At 72.4% G+C, this 19,030-nt stretch carries 17 protein-coding genes; 8 read left to right on the top strand and 9 right to left on the bottom strand.

Features of this window, described 5'->3' with window-relative positions; translation table 11 throughout:
* Positions 1-129: 129 nt before the first annotated feature.
* The 4 genes from AB0G13_RS28560 to AB0G13_RS28545 are packed head-to-tail and all read right to left on the bottom strand — an operon-like array spanning position 130 to position 3,531.
* Positions 130-1,095: an amino acid ABC transporter permease gene (locus AB0G13_RS28560; RefSeq protein ID WP_357880673.1), complete on the bottom strand. Its 966-nt coding sequence runs from the start codon at positions 1,093-1,095 to the stop codon at positions 130-132.
* A complete protein-coding gene (locus AB0G13_RS28555) occupies positions 1,092-1,799 on the bottom strand; it encodes an amino acid ABC transporter permease (RefSeq protein WP_357880670.1) in 708 nt (235 codons plus the stop codon). Before AB0G13_RS28555 ends, AB0G13_RS28560 begins: the two co-directional genes overlap by 4 nt.
* 39 nt (positions 1,800-1,838) lie before the next feature.
* Entirely contained in the window at positions 1,839-2,717 is an 879-nt protein-coding gene (locus AB0G13_RS28550) for a glutamate ABC transporter substrate-binding protein (protein WP_357880667.1), read from the bottom strand.
* A 58-nt stretch (positions 2,718-2,775) separates the two neighbouring features.
* A complete protein-coding gene (locus tag AB0G13_RS28545; protein WP_357880664.1) occupies positions 2,776-3,531 on the bottom strand; it encodes an amino acid ABC transporter ATP-binding protein in 756 nt (251 codons plus the stop codon).
* Between the two features lie 189 nt (positions 3,532-3,720).
* Between AB0G13_RS28545 and selD the strand changes: the two genes are divergently transcribed.
* Together selD and AB0G13_RS28535 are read left to right on the top strand one after the other, a co-directional pair.
* Positions 3,721-4,710 (top strand): selenide, water dikinase SelD, encoded by a 990-nt coding sequence (gene selD, locus AB0G13_RS28540; protein WP_357880661.1) that lies wholly within the window; start codon positions 3,721-3,723, stop codon positions 4,708-4,710.
* A gap of 214 nt (positions 4,711-4,924) precedes the next feature.
* Positions 4,925-5,404, top strand: a complete 480-nt coding sequence (locus AB0G13_RS28535; protein ID WP_357880658.1) for a hypothetical protein — start codon at positions 4,925-4,927, stop codon at positions 5,402-5,404.
* A 59-nt stretch (positions 5,405-5,463) separates the two neighbouring features.
* Here the strand turns inward: AB0G13_RS28535 and AB0G13_RS28530 are convergent, their stop codons facing one another.
* Positions 5,464-5,694, bottom strand: a complete 231-nt coding sequence (locus AB0G13_RS28530) for a DUF2277 family protein (protein WP_357880655.1) — start codon at positions 5,692-5,694, stop codon at positions 5,464-5,466.
* A 52-nt stretch (positions 5,695-5,746) separates the two neighbouring features.
* On the opposite strand from AB0G13_RS28530, the gene miaB reads away from it, so the two are divergent.
* Positions 5,747-7,273 carry a tRNA (N6-isopentenyl adenosine(37)-C2)-methylthiotransferase MiaB gene (miaB, locus tag AB0G13_RS28525; RefSeq protein ID WP_357880652.1) on the top strand — a complete coding sequence of 509 codons (1,527 nt, stop codon included), beginning with the start codon at positions 5,747-5,749 and terminating at the stop codon, positions 7,271-7,273.
* Between the two features lie 54 nt (positions 7,274-7,327).
* Here the strand turns inward: miaB and AB0G13_RS28520 are convergent, their stop codons facing one another.
* The 3 genes from AB0G13_RS28520 to AB0G13_RS28510 form a co-directional block, all read right to left on the bottom strand.
* Entirely contained in the window at positions 7,328-8,287 is a 960-nt protein-coding gene (locus tag AB0G13_RS28520; RefSeq protein ID WP_357880649.1) for a right-handed parallel beta-helix repeat-containing protein, read from the bottom strand.
* A 275-nt stretch (positions 8,288-8,562) separates the two neighbouring features.
* A complete protein-coding gene (locus tag AB0G13_RS28515; protein WP_357880646.1) occupies positions 8,563-10,164 on the bottom strand; it encodes a cellulase family glycosylhydrolase in 1,602 nt (533 codons plus the stop codon).
* A 334-nt stretch (positions 10,165-10,498) separates the two neighbouring features.
* The gene (locus tag AB0G13_RS28510; protein ID WP_357880643.1) at positions 10,499-11,707 is read right to left on the bottom strand and encodes a DUF349 domain-containing protein; all 1,209 of its coding nucleotides are present in this window, start codon (positions 11,705-11,707) and stop codon (positions 10,499-10,501) included.
* 276 nt (positions 11,708-11,983) lie between these two features.
* On the opposite strand from AB0G13_RS28510, the gene AB0G13_RS28505 reads away from it, so the two are divergent.
* Genes AB0G13_RS28505 through dapF form a run of 3 tightly spaced genes read left to right on the top strand, consistent with a single transcriptional unit; the run spans position 11,984 to position 14,485 of the window.
* Positions 11,984-12,703 carry a hypothetical protein gene (locus AB0G13_RS28505; protein ID WP_357880640.1) on the top strand — a complete coding sequence of 240 codons (720 nt, stop codon included), beginning with the start codon at positions 11,984-11,986 and terminating at the stop codon, positions 12,701-12,703.
* Positions 12,700-13,626 (top strand): tRNA (adenosine(37)-N6)-dimethylallyltransferase MiaA, encoded by a 927-nt coding sequence (miaA, locus tag AB0G13_RS28500; protein WP_357880638.1) that lies wholly within the window; start codon positions 12,700-12,702, stop codon positions 13,624-13,626. The genes AB0G13_RS28505 and miaA overlap by 4 nt, the downstream gene beginning before the upstream one ends.
* 7 nt (positions 13,627-13,633) lie before the next feature.
* On the top strand, positions 13,634-14,485 hold the full coding sequence (dapF, locus tag AB0G13_RS28495) for a diaminopimelate epimerase (RefSeq protein WP_357880635.1): 852 nt from the start codon (positions 13,634-13,636) through the stop codon (positions 14,483-14,485).
* 121 nt (positions 14,486-14,606) lie between these two features.
* On the opposite strand, the gene AB0G13_RS28490 is transcribed toward dapF, so the two are convergent.
* Positions 14,607-16,073: an NAD-dependent malic enzyme gene (locus AB0G13_RS28490; RefSeq protein WP_357880631.1), complete on the bottom strand. Its 1,467-nt coding sequence runs from the start codon at positions 16,071-16,073 to the stop codon at positions 14,607-14,609.
* A 175-nt stretch (positions 16,074-16,248) separates the two neighbouring features.
* On the opposite strand from AB0G13_RS28490, the gene hflX reads away from it, so the two are divergent.
* Together hflX and AB0G13_RS28480 are read left to right on the top strand one after the other, a co-directional pair.
* Positions 16,249-17,700 carry a GTPase HflX gene (hflX, locus tag AB0G13_RS28485; protein ID WP_357880628.1) on the top strand — a complete coding sequence of 484 codons (1,452 nt, stop codon included), beginning with the start codon at positions 16,249-16,251 and terminating at the stop codon, positions 17,698-17,700.
* A gap of 51 nt (positions 17,701-17,751) precedes the next feature.
* The coding region (locus AB0G13_RS28480) for a hypothetical protein (RefSeq protein WP_357880625.1) at positions 17,752-19,030 on the top strand (1,279 nt) is incomplete at its 3' end.

The raw sequence follows: 19,030 nt of genomic DNA, 5'->3' as shown, positions 1-19,030 counted from the left end.
AACTTTCTAGCTCCCTGCGGCGTCCGGTCCTCTCGGATCTCGAAGTCCATCGCACCCCTTGAGCTGGGGTGTTGCAACGACTCCTAGAACCCAAGTGATCGGGCCGGCCCTTCGTCGTCGGTCGGGGGATCAGGCGCCGCCGGTGCCCTCGGCCTGCGCGGTGAGCGCGGCCGGGGGCGGGTTCTGGGCCGGGGTGCCGGCGGTCTTGCGACCGCGGGAGAGCCGGCGCTGGACGTACTGGGCCAGCTTCGACAGCGAGTAGTTCACCAGGATGAACAGCACCGCGATCACGACGTAGACCTGGATCGGGTTGTCCAGCACGCCGATGATCTGCTTGCCGATGTTCAGGGTCTCCTCGTAGCTGATGATGAAGCCCAGCGAGGTGTCCTTGAGCACCACGACGAGCTGGCTGATCAGCGCCGGCAGCATGATCCTGAACGCCTGCGGCAGCAGGATCATCCGGGTGGTCTGCGCCGGGGAGAGACCGATCGCGGACGCCGCCTCGGCCTGCCCGCCGGGCAGGCCCTCCATGCCGGAGCGGAGGATCTCGGCGATGACCACCGAGTTGTAGATGGTCAGGCCGATGACCAGGTACCACAGCGTGTCGAACGAGACGCCGAACTCGGGGAAGCCGCGGGCCACGAAGAAGATCGTGAGGACCACGGGCAGGCCCCGGAACACCTCGACGCAGACCCGGGTGACCGCCGACAGGAACAGGCTCAGGCCGCGCAGCAGGTACGCCAGCGGGGTGGCGAGCCCGGTGAACCGGCGCCGGGTCAGGCTCTTGAGCTGGATCCGCAGCACCGCGAGCAGGGTGCCGACCACCAGCGAGCTGACGATCGCCAGGGCGGCGGCGGTCAGCGTGTTCTTGAAGCCGAGGGCGAGCCGGTCCCACACCAGCGAGAAGTTCTCGTTGGAGGGGTCGATCAGCGGCCCCCAGAGCTCCATCGAGAACTGGCCCTTGTCGTCCAGCGGCTTGTAGATCAGAAAGTACGCGCCGGCGAGCAGCACGACGGTGGCGACGAGGCTGCCGATCAGGGTGAGCCGGCGCTGCCGGGGACCGGGGACGTCGTAGAGGACGCTCTGCTGGCTCACCGGGCCACCGCCTGTCGCTTCTCGACGCGGTCGAGGAACGCGCCGAGTGGAACGGTCATGATGAGGTATCCGATCGAGATGCCGATGGCGACCGGGACGAAGGCGTAGCCCTCGGCCGAGGTCAGCTGGTCGGCGGTCTGCGAGAGATCGCCGATCACGCCGAAGAAGCCGACCAGGGCCGAGTTCTTGATCATCGCGATGATCACCGAGCCGAGCGGCACCACCGAGGCCTTCCAGGACTGCGGCAGCACCACGTGCCGCAGGTTCTGGCCAAAGGTGAGGCCGAGCGACCTGGCGGCCTCGGCCTGGCCGGCGGGCACCGCGTTCACCCCGGAGCGCAGCGCCTCGCAGACGAACGCCGCCGTGTAGAGCACCAGCGCGATCAGCGCGAAGCGGAAGTACGGCAGGTCCGTGCCGAGCCGGCTGAACAGCGAGTCGAGCACCGGGATGCGCAGGAAGTCCGCGTTGGAGCCGAGCGCCGGCAGGCCGAACGCGGCGAAGAACATCACCACGGTCAGCGGCATGTTGCGGAAGACGTTGACGTAGCCGGTGCCGAGCGCCCGCAGCGGTGGCACCGGGGAGATCCGCAGCACCGTCACGACGGCGCCCAGGATCAGGGCGCCGATCGCGGCGAGTACGCAGATCTGGAGGGTGAGCCAGAAACCACCCGCGAAGACGTCGAACTTGTCGATGAGCACACTCACGGGCCGGTCTTCCTCCCACCCTCCAGATCAGGAATCAGCTCAGTAGCGGTTGACGGTCGGCGCGGCGCCCAGCTCGGCACCGAACTTGCCGGCGGTGTCGTCCCAGGCCTTCTTCCAGCTGCCGTCGGCGTACGCCTTCTCGAGCGTGTCGTTGACGAAGTTGCGGAAGTCGGTGTCCTCCTTCTTCACCCCGAGGCCGTACGGCTCCTTGGTGAAGTTGTCGCCGGCCAGCTTGAACGACGCCTCGTCCTTGGCGATGTAGCCGAGCAGGATCACGTTGTCCGTGGTGACGGCGTCGACCTGGCCGTTCTTCAGGGCGTCGCGGCACTTGTCGTAGGTGTCGAAGGGCACCAGCTGGGTGGCGACGTCCTTGACGTACTTCTTGATCTCCTCGAACGGCGTCGAGCCGGTGACCGAGCAGACCTTCTTGGTGCCGTCCTTGAACGAGTCCGGCCCGGTGATGCTGGTGTCGTCCTTCTTCACCATGATGTTCTGGCCGGCCTCGTAGTACGGCCCGGCGAACGCGATGCGCTCCTTGCGCTTGTCGTTGATCGTGTAGGTGGCGGCGACCAGGTCGACCGTGCCGTTCACGATCACGTCCTCGCGGACCTTCGAGGGGGTCTCGACCCACTCGATCTTGTCCTCGGGGATGCCGAGCTCCTTGACGATGATCTTCGCGACCTCGACGTCGAAGCCCTCCGGCTTGCCGGAGAGGCCCTTCTGGCCGAAGCCAGGCTGGTCGAACTTCGTGCCGATCTTGATGGCCTGGGCCTTGTTGAGGCGCTCCATCGTGCTGCCGGCGGCGAAGGACTTGCTGCCGGCGCCGGTGCCCTCGTCGGCGTCGTCGCCACCGCAGGCGGTCATACCGAGCGCCAGGGTGGCGGCCGCCGCGAGCGCCGCTACGCGCGTGATACGCATGTTGATCTCCTTCTTCGACGGAACCCGCCGGGGGACGGCGCGCTCCAGGTACGGACGCCTAGTGCGTGAGGATCTTGGAGAGGAAGTCCTTGGCCCGTTCGCTGCGCGGGTTGGCGAAGAACTCGGTTGGCGGGGCGTCCTCGACCAGCTGCCCGTCGGCCATGAAGATGACGCGGTTCGCCGCGTGCCGGGCGAAGCCCATCTCGTGGGTCACCACGACCATCGTCATGCCCTCGCGGGCCAGTGACGTCATCACGTCCAGCACCTCGCCCACCATCTCCGGGTCCAGCGCGCTGGTCGGCTCGTCGAAGAGCATCGCCTTGGGCTGCATGGCCAGCGCCCGGGCGATCGCGACCCGCTGCTGCTGACCACCGGAGAGCTGGGCCGGGAACTTGTCGGCCTGGTTGGCGATGCCCACCCGGTCGAGCAGGGCCAGGCCGCGCTCGCGCGCCGCCGCCGGCTTCTCCTTGCGGACCTTGACCGGCCCCAGGGTGACGTTCTCGAGGATCGTCTTGTGCGCGAAGAGGTTGAACGACTGGAACACCATGCCGACCTCGCTGCGCAGCTTCGCCAGCGCCTTGCCCTCGGCCGGCAGCGGCTGCCCGTCGAAGGTGATCGTGCCGGAGCTGATCGGTTCGAGGCGGTTGATGGTGCGGCACAGCGTCGACTTGCCGGAGCCCGACGGGCCGATCACGACGACCACCTCGCCGCGCCCGACCGACAGTGAGACGTCGTCCAGCACGTGCAGCGGCCCGAACCACTTGTTGACCGAGTCCAGCACGATGAGCGGTTCGCCCGTCGTCACGTCGTTCACCGTCCCTGTCGTCGCGCGGGGTCGGGTGACCCCCGGTTGGGCAACTGTAGGCGGGGGGATGTGGCGGGACGCAACTCGGTTGGTCACGGAGCGATAACACCAGTTCGTAACGGGGTCGAGAGTCCGATTTTGACCGCGATCCGGGCCGCCGGTGTGGCGGAGCCGGGGCGGCCCGGAGATCATGTGGGGATGACCGAACCGGTACGGCTGACCCGGTACGCCCGGGGTGGCGGCTGCGCGTGCAAGATCCCCCCGGGAGAGCTGGAGACCATGGTCGCCGGGCTCGGCCCGGCCACCGGCACCGCCGAGCTGCTCGTCGGGCTCGACCACGGCGACGACGCCGCGGTGGTCCGGCTCGACGAGCGCACCGGCCTGGTCACCACCGCCGACTTCTTCACCCCCGTCGTCGACGACGCGTACGACTGGGGGCGCATCGCCGCGACCAACGCCCTCTCCGACGTGTACGCCATGGGCGGCACCCCCCTCGTCGCGCTCAACCTGCTCTGCTGGCCGCGCGGCGTGCTGCCGCTGGAGTTGGCCCGGGAGGTGCTGCGCGGCGGGCAGGACGTGGCCCGCGACGCAGGCTGCCACCTCGCCGGCGGGCACAGCGTCGACGACGAGGGCCCCAAGTACGGGCTGGCCGTCACCGGGGTGGTCCGCCCGGAGGAGCTGATCACCCTGGACGCCGGCCGGGCGGGCCTGCCGCTGTCGCTGACCAAGCCGCTCGGCGTGGGGGTGCTCAACACCCGGCACAAGGCCACCGGCGAGAGCTTCCCCGAGGCGGTCGCCGCGATGACCACCCTCAACCGCGACGCGGCGCGGGCCGCGGTGGCGGCCGGCGTCCGCTGCGGCACCGACGTGACCGGCTTCGGCCTGCTCGGGCACGCGTCCAAGCTGGCCCGGGCGAGCCGGCTGACGGTGGCGATCGACGCGGCCCGGGTGCCCTACCTGGCCGGCGCCCGGGAGGCGGTGCGCGACGGGCACGTCAGCGGCGGCAGCCGGCGCAACCTGGAGTGGGTGACGCCGTGGACCGACTTCGGCCGGGTGACCGAGGACGAGCGGCTGCTGCTGGCCGACGCGCAGACCTCGGGCGGCCTGTTGGTCGCCGGCGAGCTGCCGGGCGCCACCGTGGTCGGCGAGCTGCTGCCGCCCGGGGAGCACCGCGTGGTCGTGCGCTGAGGGCAACCCCGACCGGCGTGGTGGCGCGCCGGACCGGCCACCGTACCCGATAAACTGTCACCTTTCCGCTACTCTGAGCAACGGCGCTCGAGGAAATTTTGCCCGGAATGGTCACAGACCGGTAACTTGCCCCCGGCTGAGGTCATATGCACCCCACCATCGTCATTAAGGCCCGATCCGGAGGCCGGTGGGACGAGCACAGCGAGGAGGCGGCATGACCGAGCTGTGGAACTGGAGAATCGAGCAGGTGCGGCCGGTGGAGGTCTACCCGGCACTGGCCGAGGCGCTCGGCCGGGTGGTGATGCCCCTGGCGGCGGCGGACCCCGCCCGCCTGCCGACGTACGCGGTGATCTGCGACGTCTGGCAGGCGCCGGGGGAGTTCGCCACGATCGTGGACTGTTACGGGGTGCCCGAACGGCTCTCCGAGCACGGCAGCATCGCCGCGCTGGCGCGGCTGCTGGACCGCAACTGCCTGCTGCGCGACGACACGCTCGACGCCGGGCGGCACCTGCTCGTCGCGCCCGACGGCACGATCCGGCCGGTGCACTTCGACGTCCGCGAGACCGACGACGGCGAGCTGCTGGCCGACCAGCGCCTGTGCACCGACGCGGATCCCCGCTGTCGCGGCTGGTCGCAGTGCCACCGCTCGCGCTGGGCGCCGGACTCGGTGCTCCCGGCGCTCGCCGCCGCCTGACCCCGCCCGATGCGCCGGGTCCGGCGGGGTGAGGTCCGCCCACCGGCCCGGCGGCGGGGTCAGCTCGCCGGGCCGGCGGAGCGGCCGCCGCGTACCTCCAGATGGGCGAGCAGGGTCGCGGTGGCCGCGGCGACCGCGGCGACGGCCGCGTCGAAGGCCGCGGCGTTGTGGGCGGCGGGCTTGCGGAAACCCGAGATCTTGCGGACGTACTGCAACGCCGCCGCGTCGACGTCGGCCGGGGTCACCTCGGCGACGTACGGCTCACGCAGGGTCTTGATGCTCCGACACACGGCTGCTCCTCGTTAAGTTCGGTCGGTGGGCGGCGGATACGCTGTCCGGGTCATGACTACCGCAGCGGCGAGCAGCCCGCGCACCTATCAGGTGCGCACCTACGGCTGCCAGATGAACGTGCACGACTCCGAGCGCATCTCCGGCCTGCTGGAGCAGGCGGGCTACGTGCGCGCCGCCGAAGCCGACGACAACCCGGACGTGGTGGTGTTCAACACCTGCGCCGTCCGGGAGAACGCCGACAACCGGCTCTACGGCAACCTCGGTCACCTGCGCCCCGTCAAGGCCAGGCACCCGGGGATGCAGATCGCCGTGGGCGGCTGCCTGGCCCAGAAGGACCGGGGCGAGATCGTCCGCAAGGCGCCCTGGGTCGACGTGGTGTTCGGCACGCACAACATCGGGTCGCTGCCGGTGTTGCTGGAGCGGGCCCGGCACAACACGGCGGCCGAGGTGGAGATCCTCGAGTCTCTCGACGTCTTCCCCTCGACGCTGCCCACCCGGCGCGAGTCCACGTACGCCGGCTGGGTGTCGATCTCCGTCGGCTGCAACAACACCTGCACGTTCTGCATCGTGCCCTCCCTGCGGGGAAAGGAGAAGGACCGCCGCCCCGGCGACATCCTCTCCGAGGTCCGCGCGCTCGTCGACGAGGGCGTGCTGGAGGTGACCCTGCTCGGGCAGAACGTGAACTCCTACGGCGTCGAGTTCGGCGACCGGCTCGCCTTCGGCAAGCTGCTGCGCGCCTGCGGCGACATCGAGGGGCTGGAGCGGGTCCGGTTCACCAGCCCGCACCCGAAGGACTTCACCGACGACGTCATCGCCGCGATGGCCGAGACGCCCAACGTCTGCCACTCGCTGCACATGCCGCTCCAGTCCGGTTCCGACGACGTGCTGCGGGCCATGCGCCGCTCGTACCGGGCCGACCGCTACCTCGGCATCATCTCCAAGGTCCGGGCGGCGATGCCGGACGCGGCGATCACCACCGACATCATCGTCGGCTTCCCCGGCGAGACCGAGGCCGACTTCGAGCGCACCCTCGACGTGGTCCGCGAGGCCCGCTTCTCCTCCGCGTTCACCTTCCAATACTCCAAGCGCCCCGGCACGCCGGCCGCCACGATGGACGGCCAGTTGCCCAAGCAGGTCGTGCAGGAGCGCTACGAGCGGCTGATCGCCTGCGTGGAGGAGATCACCTGGGCGGAGAACAGGAAGCTCGTGGGGGAGACCGTCGAGGTGCTGGTCGCCGTCGGCGAGGGGCGCAAGGACGAGCGCACGGGCCGGATGTCCGGCCGCGCCCGCGACGGCCGCCTGGTCCACTTCGCCACCGGCGCGCACGGCCGGCCCGGCGAGGAGGGCTCCCCGGCGGGGCGGATCCGCCCGGGCGACATCGTGCACACCACCATCACCTACGCCGCCCCGCACCACCTCAACGCCGACGGCGAGCCGCTGTCGCACCGGCGCACCCGGGCCGGCGACGCCGCCGAGGCGGGCCGCGCCCCGCGTACGCCGGGGGTGCTGCTCGGGCTGCCCACGATCGGCGCGCCGGCCGCGGCGCCCGCGCCGACGACCGGCTGCGCCGCGCACTGAACCGCGACCGGCCGGGGCCCGCACGCGGGGGCCCCGGCCGGTGCGTTCAGGCCGTCAGACGGAGATCCGACCCGCGCCCGCGCCGGCGGTCACGATGGACTTCACGCTGCTCGCGGCGTCCAGGCTGTACGAGTACGGGATGCTCCGGACGCTGCCGCCGGCCTGGCCGCTGCCGGAGTTGACGAAGTGGTTGTTCCGGGCCACCAGCGTGCCGGGGCCGGAGTCGCCCTCGCCGAGGTGGTACGGGTCCTCGACGTTCTCGAAGTAGTTGCCCTCGACCAGCACCCCGGCGTTCTCGGTGGACGCGACGCCGTAGCCGCTGTTGCTGTCGTAGTAGTTGTTGAACACGTGGACCGGGTTGCCGAAGCGGACCCGGGGGTGGCGCTGGCTGCTCTCGTCGAACCAGTTGTGGTGGTAGGTCACCCGCAGGTGGCCGGTGTCCTGGCTGGCGTTGCTGTCGCTGTGCCCGAGCAGCATCGACTTGTCGTGGTCGTAGACCCGGTTCCACGACACGGTGATGAAGTCCGAGCCGCGCTTGATGTCGACCGCGCCGTCGTAGCCGTTGGTGAAGCTGTTGTGGTCGATCCAGACGTTGGTGGCCGACTCCTGCACGTTGATCGCGTCGTCGTTCCAGTTCCGGAAGGTCAGGTTCCGGATGATGACGTTGCGGTCGCCGCTGATGTTGAAGCCGCAGCCGGAGATGGTCGCGCCGGGGTTGCCGAGGATGGTCTTGTGGGACCGCACCCGCAGCATGCCGGAGCAGGAGATGGTGCCGGAGACCCGGATAACCGCCGCGCTGCTGGAGCCGACCGCGCTGGTCAGGGCGGAGGCGGTGGTCACGGTGACGGGGTTGCCACTGCCGCCGGTGGTGCCGCCGTTCTGGGTGGCCCAGCCGACCAGGCCGGTGGGGGCGGCCGAGGCGGGTGCGGTGCCGGCGGTCAGCGCCCCCGCGGCGAGCAGCGCGGCGCTGGCGGCGGCGGTGAGCAGGATGGTGCGACGTCGGGACGTACGCATGGTGCTTCCCTTCGGTGGTGGGCGGGCTCGCGGACCGCGGGCCGACCCTGCGACGCCGTGCCCGGTGGCGTCTGGTCGGCGGAAACGGCGGGCTGCGGCCCCGCAGAGGTGCGGACTGGCTGCGCGAGTTGCGGCTCCCGTGCTGGCGCTCGCGAGCGATCAGGTAAGCGCTTTCCTGATAAAAACACAGACCCCCGTCGATGTAAAGGCCCCCGGCCCGCACGAGGATCGGCGGCCGTCCCCAAGGCAGGGACGACCGCCGATCGGAGGGTGGCTCAGCAGGCGACGCCGTTGAGCCGCACCGTGCCCGGCGCGGAGGACGGGCCGTTGGCGGTGAAGCCGACGGTCACCGAGGCGCCCGGCGCGAGCGCCGCCGCCCAGGTCGGGGCCGCCGCCGTCACCGTCCCGCCGGACTGGGTCACCGTGGCGTTCCAGCCGCTGGCCAGGGTCACCCCGGCCGGCCAGCTCCAGGTGACCCGCCACGGGTCGACCGTCGCGGTGCCCGTGTTCGTCACCGTCAGTTCCCCCTGGAAGCCGCCCTGCCACGCGTTGGCCTGCCGGTACGCGGCGGTGCAGCCCCCGGTGGGCGGCGGCGACGAGGTCGGCGTCGCCGTCGGTGTGCCCGTGGGGCCGCCCCCGCCGCCGACCGGCGGGATCAGGTACGGCTGGAGGATGGCCTGCTTGGTGGTGTTGATGCTGGTCCAGTCGTCGAGCGCGATGCCCCCGGTGTCACCGGAGTTCGGGTTCCATGACCAGTAGGTGAAGGACATCCCGTCGACCCCGGTGCCGGTGTAGGCCATCAGCTTCTCCAGCCACACCTTGTCCCGGGGATCGGCCAGGGTGCTGCCGAACTCGCCGAGCATGATCGGCGCGATGTTCTGCCTGTGCAGGTAGCCCCAGTACCTGTCCCAGATGCCCGGCAGGTTGTCCGGGAAGTCCGGGCTCTCGAACCATGCCTGCTCGAAGACCGAGGTGGCGTACTCGTGCGGCGAGTAGACCAGTCGGTTCGGCACGTCGAGGCGGACCGGGAAGTCCTTGGCCTTCGTGAGGTTGCCGCCCCACCAGCCGCAGTCCTCGTCGTTGCTCGGGTCGTTGTCCCAGACGTTGGAGAGGCCGCCGCTGGGGCAGCTCACGCCCTCCACGAAGATCAGCCAGTTCGGCTGCACCGAGAGGATCGCGTTGCCGGCCCGCTCGGCGGCCAGCCGCCAGTCCCGGGCCGGATCGCCGCAGCCCCAGCACGCGCCCGTGGCCGCCGGGTTGGTCCCCTCGGCGTGCGGCTCGTTGTGCAGGTCCGCCCCGATCACGGTGGTGTTGCCGGCGTACCGCTGGGCGAGCATCTTCCAGTCGTCGATCCAGGTCGCCTCGGAGGCCGTCGAGGTGTACCAGAGCGCGGACTGGCCGGCCGAGGTCGGCCGGTGCCGGTCCAGGATGACCCGCATCCCCTTGCCGCCGGCGTAGTCGACGACCTTGTCGAGGATCTGCAGCGGGGAGAGCCCGACCAGGTCCGGGTTGACGAAGTCGTTGATGCCGCTGGCCGTGGCACCCGGCTTCAACGCGTCGTTCGAGTACGGGATGCGCAACGTGTTGTAGCCGAGGCTGGCCATCTTGTCGATCTGTCCCCGCCACGGGTTGGTGGACCACAGCCCGTGGAAGGTCTTGTTGTCGGTCTCCATGCCGAACCAGTTGATGCCGGTGACGCGTACCGTCGCGCCGGTGCTGTCGACGATCCGGTTGCCGTTGGTGTGCAGGTAGCCGGTCCCGGTGCCGGCGGGGGCGGCGACGGCGGGGGCGGTGCTGACGGCGGCGGCGACGAGGACGCCGGCCGCGGCGGTGGCGAGCGCGGTGATCGCGCCGCCGAGGGCGCTGCGTCGGTGCATGCGAGCTCCACTTCGAACTGCCCGCCGCCACCTGAGGCGGCGCGGGCGGGAACCGGGCGACGACCGTCACGCTCCCTGAAGGGAGTACGCGGACAGGGCGCGACGGGACGTGCCACGCGGGATGCGGCCGCTCGCGGGACCACCGGCGTTCCCCGACGACGCGGTGTGCGCCCTCGGTGCCCTCGCACCGGTGCCGGACCTGGCTCCGCCGCTCATTCTGATCAGCGCGCCTCGATGCGTCAACCGCCCCGCGCCCGAGCGGACGGTCCCGGGCGGACAGCCGGAAGCCCCCGGTCCGTGGCGGACCGGGGGCTTCCGTGGTGGCTCGTTCGGCTCAGCCGGCCTGCTCGGCGAGCTGGAGGAACTGCCGCTTGGAGGCCAGCGCCTGCTCGGCCTCCCTGACCCGCCGGGCGTCCCCGGCCGCCTGGGCCCGGGCCAGCCGCTCCTCGGCCTCGGCGACCTGCGCCCGCATCTGGGCGAGCAGGGGGTTGTCCTCCTTGGTGGTGCGCCGCCACGCGGAGTCCATCACCTCGCGGACCTTCTCGTCGACCGCGCGCAGCCGGCGCTCCAGCCCGGCCGCCGCCTCACGGGGCACCCGGCCGGCCTCGTGCCACTGGGCCTGGATCTCCCGCAGCTTGGCCTGCGCGCCCTTCGGGTCGCCGTCGACGTCCAGCGCCTCGGCCTCGGCGAGCAGCGCCTGCTTGCGCTCCAGGTTGCCCCGCTGCTCGTTGTCGCGGGCCGAGAAGACCTCGCTGCGCCGGGTGAAGAACTCGTCCTGCGCGGCGCGGAACCGTTCCCAGAGCTTCTGCTCCGCCTCCTTGGAGGCGCGGGGGGCGGCCTTCCACTGGTTCATCAGGTCCTTGAGCTGGTTGGCGGTGGCCGCCCAGTCGGTGGACTCCTTGAGCTTCTCGGCCACGGCGACCAGCTCCTCCTTGACCGTCTGTGCCTGCTTGCGCTGCGCGTCGAGGGAGGCGAAGTGGGCGCCCCGGCGGCGGGTGAAGCCGTCCCGCGCGGCGGCGAACCGCTTCCACAGCTCGCCGTCGGTCTTCTTGTCGACCCCGCGGATGGTCTTCCACTCGTCGAGGATCTCCTTGAGCCGGTCCCCGGCGGTCTTCCAGCCGGTCGACTCGGCGGCCAGCTTCTCCGCCTCCTCCACGAGGGCCTGCTTGCGGGCGAGCGCCTCGCCGCGGGCGGCCTCCCGGGCGGCCTTGGCCTCGCCGGCCTTCTCCTCGGCGACCGTGGCGAGCCGGTCCAGCCGGGCGGCCAGGGCGTCGATGTCGCCGACGACGTGCGCCTCGGCCAGCGACGCGCGGATCCGCCGGATGGTGGTCAGTGAATGGCCGGCGTCGGCCGCACCCGAGTTGAGCCGGGCCTCCGTCAGGTTGACCTCGGTCACCAGGTCGTCGAAGCGGCGGGCGAAGTGGGCCAGCCCCTCCTCGGGCGCTCCCGCCTGCCAGGATCCGACCACCCGCTCGCCGTCGGCGGTCTTGACGTACACGGTGCCGTCCGCGTCCACCCGTCCGAAGGCAGTCCAGTCGCTCATGTGCCCATCCTCGTTCTCCCGGCGTCGGGGAGCAGTCCCGCGATCGCCGCCACGGCGCAGCAAAGTTTCCCCCGGCATTGTCACAGGTGCGACCCCGTTCCCGTCGAGCGCCTATCGCCGACCGTGACCATACGGTGTCCTAGCGCCCGCGGACAGGCTTCCTGGGAGGAGTGTCGGAATCCGGCGTACGGCGTACCGTACGGCGCGCCCGGACGCGGGGGCCGTCGTCGGGCGGGTGCGGGGCGCCGGGCGCCGTGGTGCCGATACCGTTGCCGGGTGCCCCTGGTCGCCGCCGCCGTCTGCCCCCATCCGCCGCTGATCGTCCCCGAGCTGGCCGGTGCCGCCGCGCCCGAGCTGGACGAGCTCCGTGCCGCCTGCGACGCCGCCGTCGCCGGCCTGCTCGCCGCCCGGCCCGAGGTGATCGTCCTGGTCGGCGGCGGGCCGGAGACCACCCGCTTCAACGCGGCCGACCGCGGCTCGCTGCGCCGGTACGGCCTCGACCGGGACGTGCGGCTGTGGAAGGTGAACTGCGCCGGCGGCGAGCGGCTGCCGCTGAGCCTGACCATCGGCGCGTGGCTGGTCGGGCGCTCCCGCACCGAGCTGCCCCGGCTGGCCCGTTCCGTCGCGACCGACGCGACCCCGGCGCAGTGCGCCGAGCTGGGGGCGGCGCTCGGCGCGGCGACGGAACCGCGTACCGCGCTGCTGGTGACGGGGGACGGGTCGGCCTGCCGCGGCCCGAAGTCGCCCGGCTACGACGACCCGCGCGCCGAGGCGTACGACGACGGGGTCGCCCGCGCCCTGGCCGAGGCGGACGCCGAGGCCCTGCTCGACCTGGACCCGGTCCTGTCGGCGCAGCTGAAGGCCGCCGGCCGCGCGCCCTGGCAGGTGCTGGCCGGCGCGGTCCGCGCGACGGGCGGCGACTGGCGCGGCGAGCTGCGCCACTACTCGGCGCCCTACGGCGTCGCCTACCTCGTGTCGTCCTGGGCGCCGGCGTGACCGCCCGTCCGCCGGCCGGGACGGTCGTCGCCGTGGTCGGGCCGACGGCGGCCGGAAAGTCGGCGCTGAGCATCGCCCTCGCGCACGCCCTCGGCGGCGAGGTCGTCAACGCCGACTCGATGCAGCTCTACCGGGGCATGGACGTCGGCACCGCCAAGCTCACCCCGGCCGAGCGCGAGGGGGTGCCGCACCACCTGCTGGACATCTGGGACGTCACCGAGCCGGCGAGCGTCGCGGAGTACCAGCGGCTGGCCCGCGCCGCCGTCGACGACATCCTGGCCCGGGGCCGGGTGCCGCTGCTGGTCGGCGGCTCCGGCCTCTACGTGCGGGCGGTGCTGGAGCGGTTCGAGTTCCCCGGCACCGACCCGGCGGTGCGCGAGCGGCTGGAACGGGAGCTGGCCGAGGTCGGCCCCGCGCCCCTGTACGCCCGGCTGCGCGAGGCCGACCCGGCCGCCGCGGCGGGGATCCTGCCCGGCAACGGCCGGCGGATCGTCCGCGCCCTGGAGGTCATCGAGCTGACCGGGGCGCCGTTCACCGCCTCGCTGCCCGACCCGACCCCGTACTACCCCTCGGTGCAGCTCGGGGTGGACCTGGACACCGCGCTGCTGGACGAGCGGATCGCGCTGCGGGTGGACCGGATGTGGGCCGACGGCCTGGTCGCCGAGACCCGGGACCTGGCCGGGCGCGGCCTGCCCGAGGGGCGTACGGCCAGCCGCGCGCTCGGCTACCAGCAGGTGCTGCGCTTCCTCGCCGGTGAGCTGACCGAGGCCGAGGCGCACGACGAGACCGTGCGGGCCACCCGGCGCTTCGTACGGCGGCAGCGCTCCTGGTTCCGCCGCGACCCGCGGATCCACTGGCTGGACTCGTGCGCGCCGGACCTGATCCCGGCCGCCCTGCGCCTGCTTCCCGCCGCTGCGCGATGATGGGGTCGTGCAGTTCACCAAGGGCCACGGCACCGGCAACGACTTCGTCATCCTGCCCGATCCGGACAACCGGCTCGACCTGACACCCGGGCTGGTCGCGGCCCTCTGCGACCGGCGACGCGGGCTCGGCGGCGACGGCGTGCTGCGGGTGGTCCGGGCGGCCGCGCATCCGGAGGGCGCCGGGGCGTCCGGCGAGGCCGAGTGGTTCATGGACTACTGGAACGCCGACGGGTCCTTCGCGGAGATGTGCGGCAACGGCGCCCGGGTCTTCGTCCGCTACCTGGTCGCCTCCGGGCTGGCCGAGCCGGAGGAGGGGGCGCTGCCGGTGGCCACCCGGGCCGGCGTCGTGCGCGCGCTGGTCACGGCCGACGCCATCGCCGTCGAGATGCGCCGCCCCCGGCTGTACGACACGGCGACCGCCACCCTCGGCGGGCTGACCCTGCCCGGCACGGCGGTCGACGTGGGCAACCCGCACCTGGTCTGCGCGCTGCCGGCCGGGCTGGAGCTGACTGCGCTCGACCTCACCCGGGCCCCCGACGTCGACCCGGCGGTCTTCCCGGCCGGCGTGAACGTGGAGTTCACGGCGCCGGGCGAGCCGGTCGACGGCACCGACGGGCACGTGCTGATGCGCGTGCACGAGCGCGGCTCCGCCGAGACGCTCTCCTGCGGCACGGGCGCCTGCGCGGTGGCCGCGGTGGCCCTGCGCGACGCCGGCCGGGACACCGGCGTGCTGGCGGTGGACGTCCCCGGCGGACGCCTGTCGGTTACGGTGACCGAGGACTCCTGCTGGCTGGCCGGCCCGGCCACCCTGGTGGCCACGGGCACCCTCGACCCCACCACCCTCACCACCGCTCCCTGACCCTCCCTCGCCCCTCCCAGGCGTCGATCATGCAGTTGTGGTGGACGGTCTGCCCTCCGGAACCCCACTTGCGGGGCACCACGACTGCATGATCGACCCCGACGGGGGCGGGGGTGCGGGGTCAGGGGGTGGCGCTGGCTCCGGCGGCGATCTCGGGGAGGTCGGCCGGGCCCGGGTCGGCGGCGGGGGCCGGGGCCGGGTTCTGGGCGGCGGCGCGGACCGCCGCGGCGACCGCCGGGGAGACCCGGGAGTCGAAGACGCTGGGCACGATCACCGTCGGGTTGATCTTGTCCTCGCCGACCACGTCCGCGATGGCCCGGGCCGCCGCGATCGCCATCTCCTCGGTGAACTCCTCGGCGTGCGCGTCGAGCATGCCCCGGAAGACGCCCGGGAAGGCGAGCACGTTGTTGATCTGGTTCGGCTGGTCGGAGCGGCCGGTGGCGACCACGGCGGCGTGCTTGCGCGCCTCCCGCGGGTCGACCTCCGGGTCCGGGTTGGCCAGCGCGAAGACGATCGAGTCCTTGGCCATCGTGGCGATGTCGTCGCCGGTGAGCAGGTTCGGCGCGCTCACCCCGATGAAGACGTCCGCGCCGCGTACCGCCCCGGCCAGGTCGCCGGAGTAGTTCTCCTTGTTGGTGTTGTCGGCCAGCCACTGCCAGGCCGGGTTGAGCCCGGTCTGGCCGCGGTGCAGGGCGCCCTGGCGGTCGTACGCGACGATGTCGCCGACGCCCTGGCGCAGCAGCAGCTTCATGATCGCGGTGCCGGCCGCGCCCGCGCCGGAGACCACGACCCGGACGTCCGCGAGCTGCTTGCCCACGACGCGCAGCGCGTTGGTCAGCGCGGCCAGCACGCAGATCGCGGTGCCGTGCTGGTCGTCGTGGAAGACCGGGATGTCCAGCGCCTCGCGCAGCCGCGCCTCGATCTCGAAGCAGCGGGGCGCGGCGATGTCCTCCAGGTTGATCCCGCCGTACGCCGGGGCGATCGCCTTGACGATCTGCACGATCTCGTCGGTGTCCTGGGTGTCGAGCACCACCGGCCAGGCGTCCACCCCGCCGAAGCGCTTGAACAGCGCCGCCTTGCCCTCCATCACCGGCAGCGACGCCGCCGGCCCGAGGTTGCCCAGGCCCAGCACGGCGGAGCCGTCGCTGACCACGGCCACGGTGTTGCGCTTGATGGTCAGGCGGCGGGCGTCGGCCGGGTTCTCCGCGATCGCCATGCAGACCCGCGCCACCCCCGGGGTGTACGCCCGGGACAGCTCGTCACGGTTGCGCAGCGCCACCTTCGAGCTGACCTCGATCTTGCCGCCGAGGTGCAGGAGGAAGGTCCGGTCGGAGACCTTGCGCACGTCCACGCCGTCCAGCGCCGTCAGCGCGTCGACCACCTGGTCGGCGTGGCTGGCGTCGGCGGTGTCGCAGGTCAGGTCGACGAGCACGTGGGTCGGGTCGGAGTCCACCACGTCGAGCGCGGTGACGATCGCCCCGGCCTCACCCACTGAGGTGGTCAGCCGGCCGATCGAGGACGCGTCCGCCGGCACGGCGATCCGAATCGTGATCGAGAATCCGGCACTTGGAAGTCGGGTGATGGCCACGGGATCCCTCCGTCGACGCTGAACGGCTCGCCCCGCATTTCTACTCGCCCCGGCCGGCCCCTCCGGCATCCGCCCCCACTTTTGTGGCCCGTTCGAGCGGGCATATAGCGGGTGCGTTCCGCGTTGGCACATGTCAGGATTGCTCGGTACGTGACAGAACGGACAGGAGACCGGCTTGCACAACCAGGAGACCCTTCTTCCCTACGAGGACGACGAGCTCGACGCCACCACCGGTGAGTTCGAGCTGTCGGAGCGGCAGGCGCTGCGGCGGGTCCCCGGCCTCTCCACCGAGCTCGCGGACATCACCGAGGTCGAGTACCGCCAACTGCGCCTGGAGCGCGTGGTCCTCGTCGGCGTCTGGACCGAGGGCTCGCAGAGCGACGCCGAGAACTCCCTCACCGAGCTGGCTGCGCTGGCGGAGACCGCCGGCTCGCAGGTGCTCGAGGGGCTGATCCAGCGGCGCAACCGCCCCGACCCCGCCACCTACGTCGGCCGGGGCAAGGTCGACGACCTCGGCGCGGTCGTGCTCGCCACCGGCGCCGACACGGTGATCTGCGACGGTGAGCTGTCGCCGTCCCAGCTGCGCAACCTGGAGCAGCGCACCAAGGTCAAGGTGGTCGACCGCACCGCGCTGATCCTCGACATCTTCGCCCAGCACGCCAAGAGCAGGGAGGGCAAGGCGCAGGTCGAGCTCGCCCAGCTCGAATACCTGCTGCCGCGCCTGCGCGGTTGGGGTGAGACCCTCTCGCGGCAGACCGGTGGTAGCGGTCGCGGCGGCGGCGCCGGCGGCGGCGTGGGTCTGCGCGGCCCCGGTGAGACGAAGCTGGAGACCGACCGGCGCCGGATCCGCCACCGCATCGCCCGGCTGCGCCGGGAGATCAAGGGCATGAAGACGGTACGCCAGACCAAGCGCGCCCGGCGTTCCCGCAACGCCGTGCCGGCCGTGGCCATCGCCGGCTACACCAACGCCGGCAAGTCGAGCCTGCTCAACCGGCTGACCGGGGCGGGCGTGCTGGTCGAGAACGCGCTCTTCGCCACGCTCGACCCGACCACCCGCAAGGCCACCACGGCCGACGGGCGGCTCTACACCCTCTCCGACACCGTCGGGTTCGTCCGGCACCTGCCCCACCAGATCGTCGAGGCGTTCCGTTCGACCCTGGAGGAGGTCGCCGAGGCCGACCTGGTGGTGCACGTCGTCGACGGCACCCACCCGGACCCGGAGGAGCAGGTCCGGGCGGTCCACGAGGTGCTCGCCGAGGTGGGCGCCGACCGGCTGCCCGAGCTGCTGGTGGTCAACAAGACCGACGCCGCCGACGAGGAGACGCTGCTGCGGCTCAAGCGGCTCTGGCCGGAGGCGGTCTTCGTCTCCGCGCACACGGGCCGCGGGATCGACGGGCTGCGCGAGGCCGTCGAGGCGCGGCTGCCCCGCCCGGCCGTGGAGGTCCGCGCGGTGCTGCCGTACGACCGGGGCGACCTGGTGGCCCGGGTGCACCGCCAGGGCGAGGTGCTGAGCACCTCCCACCTGCCGGAGGGCACCCTGGTGCACGTCCGGGTCGGCGAGGCGCTCGCCGCCGAGCTGGCGCCGTTCCGGGCGGAGGAGGACCAGGCGGTCGCGGGCGCGCGGTGACGCCCTCCCGGCGTCACGCGCCGGAAACGCCCGGCATGCGACACTGATTCAATGCGCCGCGCTGTTTCTTCGGTCACGGTCGCCCTCGGCTTGCTGGGGGCGACCGTGGCGTGTACCGGGGTCGCCCTGGCAGCGGCGCCCGCCTCGGCCGCGTCCACGCTCGCGGCCGCCCCGGGCAAGAAGCGGTGCACGGTCACCGACGAACGGCTGCGGGAGCTGTCGGGCCTGGTCGCCACCAGGAACGGCTACATCGTGATCAACGACGGCACCGAGGTGGAGAGCCGCAAGCAGGTCTTCTTCCTCGACAACAAGTGCGAGATCACGAAGGAGCCGGTCGGCTACTCGGGGCAGGGGCCGTTCGACACGGAGGACCTGGCGCTCTCGCCGGACGGTAAGACGCTCTGGATCGCCGACACGGGCGACAACGTCACCAGCAGCAAGCGTCGCGAGCGGGTGGCGCTGTGGAGCATGCCGGTCAGCGGGTCCAAGCGGCCGGTGCTGCACCGCCTCTCCTACCCCGAGGGCAAGCCGCACGACGCCGAGGCGCTGCTCATCGGCGACGACGGCAACCCGTTGATCATCACCAAGGTGATGTCCGGCAAGGCCCAGATCTTCACGCCCGCCGAGAAGATGAAGAGCGGGGACACCCCGGCCGTGCCGATGAAGAAGGTCGGCGAGATCAGCCTGCCGGAGACCGACACGGACAACCGGCTCGGCGCCCCGGGCCGCGTGGCGATCACCGGCGCGGCGCGGTCCCCCGACGGCTCCCGGGTGGTGGTGCGCACCTACGCCGACGCCTTCGAGTACGACGTGACCAACGGGAACGTCGTGGCGGCCCTGACGGGCGGCACGCCCCGGGTGACGGCACTGACCGACCCGTTCGGCGAGGCGATCAGCTACAGCCCCGACGGCAAGACCTTCCTCACCGTCTCCGACGGCGGGCAGCTCGACGAGGACGCCCCGGTCGACATCCTCGGCTACACGCCCTCCACGGAGGGCGCGAAGCCGGTGGCCGGCGGGGGCGACGCGCCGAAGAAGGCCGGCCAGTCCTGGCTCGACGGCCTGAGCCTGAGCGACATCACCTACCTGATCGCGGCCGTGGGAGTGATCGGCGCGCTGATGGTGGCGGCCGGTGTCTTCGGCATCCTCCGGGCCCGGCGCAAGCCGGCGCCTCCCCGTGGCGACGACGGCCCGGACCGGGACGACGTCCTCGCCGACGACCGGCCTGGGCCGGCGGACGACGGCTTCCTCCCACCGGGCGACCGGGGGCGGGGCGGTGTCTACGGCGGCGCGCCGGCGGGCGGGGTGTACGGCGGCCCGGCCGGTGGTG

It is taken from the genome of Micromonospora sp. NPDC023633 (genome assembly GCF_040640035.1).
GTDB lineage: Bacteria > Actinomycetota > Actinomycetes > Mycobacteriales > Micromonosporaceae > Micromonospora.
Note: the sequence above shows the minus strand (reverse complement) of the source record. Positions and strands in the feature narration are given on the sequence as shown.

Excerpts from the sequence above, each read along its gene's own strand:
- AB0G13_RS28550 (WP_357880667.1), bottom strand. The coding sequence starts at position 2,717 with ATGCGTATCACGCGCGTAGCGGCGCTCGCGGCGGCCGCCACCCTGGCG.
- selD (WP_357880661.1), top strand. The coding sequence starts at position 3,721 with ATGACCGAACCGGTACGGCTGACCCGGTACGCCCGGGGTGGCGGCTGC.
- AB0G13_RS28535 (WP_357880658.1), top strand. The coding sequence starts at position 4,925 with ATGACCGAGCTGTGGAACTGGAGAATCGAGCAGGTGCGGCCGGTGGAG.
- miaB (WP_357880652.1), top strand. The coding sequence starts at position 5,747 with ATGACTACCGCAGCGGCGAGCAGCCCGCGCACCTATCAGGTGCGCACC.
- AB0G13_RS28520 (WP_357880649.1), bottom strand. The coding sequence starts at position 8,287 with ATGCGTACGTCCCGACGTCGCACCATCCTGCTCACCGCCGCCGCCAGC.
- AB0G13_RS28515 (WP_357880646.1), bottom strand. The coding sequence starts at position 10,164 with ATGCACCGACGCAGCGCCCTCGGCGGCGCGATCACCGCGCTCGCCACC.
- AB0G13_RS28510 (WP_357880643.1), bottom strand. The coding sequence starts at position 11,707 with ATGAGCGACTGGACTGCCTTCGGACGGGTGGACGCGGACGGCACCGTG.